Source organism: Bacillus cereus group sp. BfR-BA-01382 (assembly GCF_022663475.1).
Taxonomy (GTDB): domain Bacteria; phylum Bacillota; class Bacilli; order Bacillales; family Bacillaceae_G; genus Bacillus_A; species Bacillus_A thuringiensis_S.
Genome location: NZ_JAKUFQ010000180.1, coordinates 1 through 5,031 on the forward strand (window position 1 = coordinate 1; position 5,031 = coordinate 5,031).

Consider the following 5,031-nt stretch of genomic DNA (forward strand, 5'->3'; position numbering starts at 1 on the left):
TCTAAACTATTAAATTCAAAATCTATATGAATTTTCCCAAAAAAAATAGAGTAAGGTGTAAACCTTACTCCATCTCTGCAAATACCATACGATCTTTTCTGTTAATATCAAAAACAACCTCAACATGAGCATGTGGAAAAGCTTGTTGTAACAATCTTTTTACATCCTCACCCTGTCCTACTCCAATTTCAAACGCTACAATTGCTTTCTCCTGCAACACATTCGGCAATTCTTCCATAAAACGGCGATAAAAATCTAATCCGTCTTCTCCACCAACAAGTGCTCTCTTCGGCTCATGCTCTTTCACAACAGGAGAAAGACCACGCCAATCCTCTTCCGGTATATATGGAGGATTTGAAACAACAACATCTAGCTTTTGACCCGTTTTATCAAATGGTGACAATAAATCACCGTGATAGAACGTTACTTCTGCACCTAAAGCTTTTGCATTTTCTTTTGCAACTTCAATCGACTCTTGTGCAATATCTACTGTATACACGTGAAGATTTTTATTTTCTAAAGCAAGCGTAATAGAAATCGCTCCACTACCTGTGCCTATATCTGCTACATGTAGTTCCTTGTCACCAAAATGGCGCTCAATTCTTTCTAATACTCCTACTATAAGTTCTTCTGTTTCCGGTCTTGGTATTAATACTTCTTCATTCACAAAGAACGACCGGCCATAAAACATTTCATAACCAATCATATATTGAATAGGAATACCTTCTACATGCTTGTGGATAAACTCCGTAAAGCTTGCCTCTTGTTCCTCATTTATTTCTTCACGCATATTCATAAGTAATCCTGTTCTGTTCATCTTTAATACATGACAAAGGACAATTTCTCCCGCATTTTCATCTCGTCCATTTTCCTGTAAAAAAGAAGAAGCCCATTTCAGGGCTTCATAGACACGCATTACTCAGCTGCCTCCATCCTTTGAGCCTGATCTTCCATCACTAAGGCATTGATGAAATCATCTAACTTACCTTGTAAGATTTGATCTAGCTTTTGAATCGTTAAACCGATTCGATGGTCTGTAACACGGTTTTGCGGGAAGTTATACGTACGAATACGCTCTGAACGATCGCCCGTACCAACAGCTTGTTTACGGTTTTGATCATATTCAGCTTGTGCTTCTTGTCTAAACTTATCATAAACACGTGCGCGTAATACTTTCATCGCTTTTTCTTTATTCTTAATTTGTGATTTCTCATCCTGACAAGATACAACTACACCAGTCGGTAAATGTGTTAAACGTACCGCTGACATCGTTGTATTAACACTTTGTCCACCAGGACCACTAGAAGCGAATGTATCAACACGAACATCTTTCTCGTGAATGTCGATTTCTACTTCTTCTGCCTCTGGTAATACAGCTACAGTTGCTGTAGATGTATGAATACGTCCACCAGATTCCGTTTCAGGAACACGTTGTACACGGTGAGCACCATTCTCGAATTTCAGCTTCGCGAAAGCACCTTTACCGTTAATCATAAAGATAATCTCTTTATATCCACCTAACTCTGTATAGCTAGCCTCGATAATTTCTGTTTTCCAACCTTGAACCTCAGCATAACGGCTATACATGCGGTATAAGTCACCAGCAAATAAAGCGGCCTCATCGCCACCAGCAGCCCCACGAACCTCAACGATAACGTTCTTATCATCATTAGGGTCCTTTGGAACTAGTAAAATTTTCAGACGTTCTGATAACGTTTTTTCTTGTGATTCTAACTCAGAAACCTCTTCTTTTACCATGTCACGCATTTCAGCGTCTAACTTCTCTTCTAACATTGCTTTCGCATCTTTTAATTGCTCACGAACATCCTTATACTCACGATACACCTCTACCGTTTCCTGTATATCAGACTGTTCCTTTGAATATTCACGAAGCTTATTTGTATCGCTAATAACCTCTGGGTCACTTAACAATTCATTTAACTTCTCATAACGATTTTCTACAGCTTGCAAACGATCTAACACATCATTCACCTCTACATCCTAGTATCTAATACAAATAGTATATGGTACTTACTCAAAAAAACGCAAATTATATTTAAAAGCGTAAGCGGCTTGCTCAGAATCGCAGGCCATTGGAGCTCTCGACCTTGAAGCGCTTTTTGCTTCAAGCGAGAGAGTGAAATGGCCGGAGATTCTAGCCGCTGAAGCTAGATAATATTTAAAAGCATAAGTGGCTCACACCACCCACACTCTCCATTCTGAAAAAAACCCGCCTTGCGCAGCGAGTTTTACTTGTCTTTGTTTGTAGGAACTGCATGACAATGACGACATCGTGGTTCATACGATTCTGAAGCCCCAACTAAAATAATCGGATCATCAAATGCCGCTGGTTCTCCATCAATTAATCGTTGTGTACGACTTGCCGGAGATCCACATGCAGAACATACTGCTTGTAGCTTTGTTACATGTTCAGCAATTGCCATCAGCTGAGGAACTTGTCCAAATGGTAGACCACGGAAATCTTGGTCTAAACCAGCTACAATGACACGATAGCCACGATTTGCCAATACTTGCACCACTTCCACAATGTCCCCATCAAAGAATTGTACCTCATCGATTGCAATTACATCCATATCTTCAGTGATATGTTCAAATATATCTTTTGAAGCTGAAACAGGAACTGCTTTTACCTTTAATCCGTTATGTGATACAACGTCTTCTTCACTATAGCGATTATCAATACATGGTTTAAATACAATTGCATGTTGTTTTGCAAATTGCGTACGGCGCACACGGCGGATTAACTCTTCTGATTTACCAGAAAACATACTACCGCAAATCACTTCAATCCAGCCATTTTGATTTATTAAGTACATGAAGCTCTCCTTTCATCTACTTTTTAGTTAAAAGTAGGGTAAAGGTATAATATTTTCACAAAAAAAACAGACAAGCGAATACATACACTTGCCTGTTTTATGTTTTTATTACTTGATACCGTATTTCTTATTGAAGCGATCAACGCGTCCGTCTGCAGTAGCAAACTTCTGACGTCCAGTGTAGAATGGGTGAGAATCAGAACTGATCTCAACTTTTAGTAATGGATAAGTGTTACCATCTTCCCACTCAACAGTTTCGCTAGAGCCTTTAGTAGACCCGCTTAAGAATTTGAAGCCTGTGTTTGTGTCCATGAATACAACTTTCTTGTAATCTGGGTGAATTCCTGCTTTCATTCTTTTCATCTCCTTCCGCCCTGAATCATTTTCGAAACAGAGTTTTTCATCTTCAGCTGCATACACAACTATATTGATGAAACACATATGATGAAATTATAACAAGGCTAACTTCATTTTGCAACTACCTGTTTTTGTCTTTTGAAATTTAAAGTGGCTTGGGCTCGATCAGCTCTGACCAGCTAAGGTTCTCCCACTTATTTCTCTCTTTAATATCACCTAAAAGGCATAAGAAAACTCGCTTACTATAAAATAAGCGAGTCCCAATCTTTTCCCTTTACTTAGTTGTTACATACCTTTTAGAGTCTGCAACAATGTTTTGTAAAAATTCTTCGTTTGTCTTCGTTTGACGAAGCTTACGTAAGAAACTTTCAACAAAGTCTGGTGTATCACGCATTGTTTTACGAATGCCCCATAACTTGTCTAAATGCTCTTTTGGAATTAATAGATCTTCTTTACGTGTACCAGAACGACGAATATCAATCGCTGGGAAGATACGACGTTCAGCTAACGAACGATCTAAGTGAAGTTCCATATTTCCAGTTCCTTTAAATTCCTCGTAAATAACATCGTCCATACGAGATCCTGTATCAACAAGGGCTGTTGCTAAAATCGTTAAGCTACCGCCTTCTTCAATATTACGTGCAGCTCCAAAGAAACGCTTCGGTCTATGGAAAGCCGCTGGGTCGATACCACCCGATAATGTTCTACCACTTGGCGGAATAACGAGGTTGTAAGCTCGCGCTAAACGGGTAATACTATCCATTAAAATGATAACATCTTTTTTGTGCTCTACAAGACGCATTGCACGTTCTAACACAAGTTCAGCTACTTTAATATGATTTTCTGGTACTTCATCAAAAGTAGAACTTACAACGTCACCCTTAACAGAACGCTCAATGTCTGTTACTTCCTCTGGACGCTCATCAATTAAAAGAACAATTAATTCTGCTTCTGGATGATTTGTTGTAACACTGTGTGCAATTTCTTTTAATAGACTTGTTTTACCAGCCTTTGGAGGCGCAACAATTAAACCACGTTGTCCAAATCCAACTGGTGCGATTAAATCCATGATACGTGTCGGTAACTTTTTCGGTTCCGTTTCCAATTTCATTTGGCGATCTGGGTATAATGGTGTTAATGCAGGGAAATGCACACGCTCTTTTGCTGAATCTGGATCATCTCCGTTTACAGCTTCAACTTGTAATAACCCAAAATAGCGTTCATTTTCTTTCGGAGGTCGTACTTTACCAGAAACTTTGTCTCCATTACGTAAATCGAAACGACGAATTTGCGAAGCTGAGATATAAATATCTTCTGAGCTTGGAGAATAGTTGATAGGACGTAGGAATCCAAATCCTTCTGATTGAATAATTTCTAATACGCCTTCCATGAAAAAGAAACCTTCTTTTTCTGCTCGAGCTTTCAAAATAGAAAAGATTAACTCTTTTTTCGTTAACTTGCTATAATACGAAATCTTAAATTCTTTCGCAAGCTCGTATAACTCTTTTAATTTCATGTTTTCTAATGCTGCAATTGACAAATTCATTCAGACACCACACTTTAACGTTATTCTCTTTTTTCATGGGTAAAGGGAAAAATACGGAAGGCAAATAATTAATAATGAAAGGCAATAAGTTCAAGTAGGGTAATATTCACTATTGTAACCCTTTTATCTAGTTTTAATCAATACGTTGGAACACAAATACAAGAAGCGAAGACAAGAAAATTTGTCTTCGCTTCTTATTTAGTTTAGTTCCAGCTCCGATAGTTAAAAAGATCGACCATTTTAACCTTTCTGAACGAGCCGCTTACGCTTTTTATTTAATCCAGCTTCAGC

General features: G+C 38.4%; 5 protein-coding genes. All 5 read right to left on the reverse strand.

What is annotated here, in order from left to right; genetic code table 11:
- Positions 1 to 64 precede the first annotated feature (64 nt).
- Positions 65 to 916 (reverse strand): peptide chain release factor N(5)-glutamine methyltransferase, encoded by an 852-nt coding sequence (prmC, locus tag MR160_RS32615; RefSeq protein ID WP_242299109.1) that lies wholly within the window; start codon positions 914 to 916, stop codon positions 65 to 67.
- Complete coding sequence (gene prfA / locus MR160_RS32620) at positions 916 to 1,983, reverse strand: peptide chain release factor 1 (protein WP_000887066.1); 1,068 nt, start codon at positions 1,981 to 1,983, stop codon at positions 916 to 918. The genes prmC and prfA overlap by 1 nt, the downstream gene beginning before the upstream one ends.
- Before the next feature lie 266 nt (positions 1,984 to 2,249).
- Positions 2,250 to 2,837 (reverse strand): thymidine kinase, encoded by a 588-nt coding sequence (locus tag MR160_RS32625; protein WP_000280851.1) that lies wholly within the window; start codon positions 2,835 to 2,837, stop codon positions 2,250 to 2,252.
- A gap of 108 nt (positions 2,838 to 2,945) precedes the next feature.
- On the reverse strand, positions 2,946 to 3,191 hold the full coding sequence (locus MR160_RS32630; RefSeq protein ID WP_000643435.1) for a type B 50S ribosomal protein L31: 246 nt from the start codon (positions 3,189 to 3,191) through the stop codon (positions 2,946 to 2,948).
- Between the two features lie 277 nt (positions 3,192 to 3,468).
- Positions 3,469 to 4,740 carry a transcription termination factor Rho gene (gene rho / locus MR160_RS32635; protein WP_001053903.1) on the reverse strand — a complete coding sequence of 424 codons (1,272 nt, stop codon included), beginning with the start codon at positions 4,738 to 4,740 and terminating at the stop codon, positions 3,469 to 3,471.
- Positions 4,741 to 5,031 lie beyond the last annotated feature (291 nt).

Coding starts and splice junctions, on each gene's coding strand:
- MR160_RS32630 (WP_000643435.1), bottom strand. CDS start 3,191: ATGAAAGCAGGAATTCACCCAGATTACAAGAAAGTTGTATTCATGGAC.
- rho (WP_001053903.1), bottom strand. CDS start 4,740: ATGAATTTGTCAATTGCAGCATTAGAAAACATGAAATTAAAAGAGTTA.
- prmC (WP_242299109.1), bottom strand. CDS start 916: ATGCGTGTCTATGAAGCCCTGAAATGGGCTTCTTCTTTTTTACAGGAA.
- MR160_RS32625 (WP_000280851.1), bottom strand. CDS start 2,837: ATGTACTTAATAAATCAAAATGGCTGGATTGAAGTGATTTGCGGTAGT.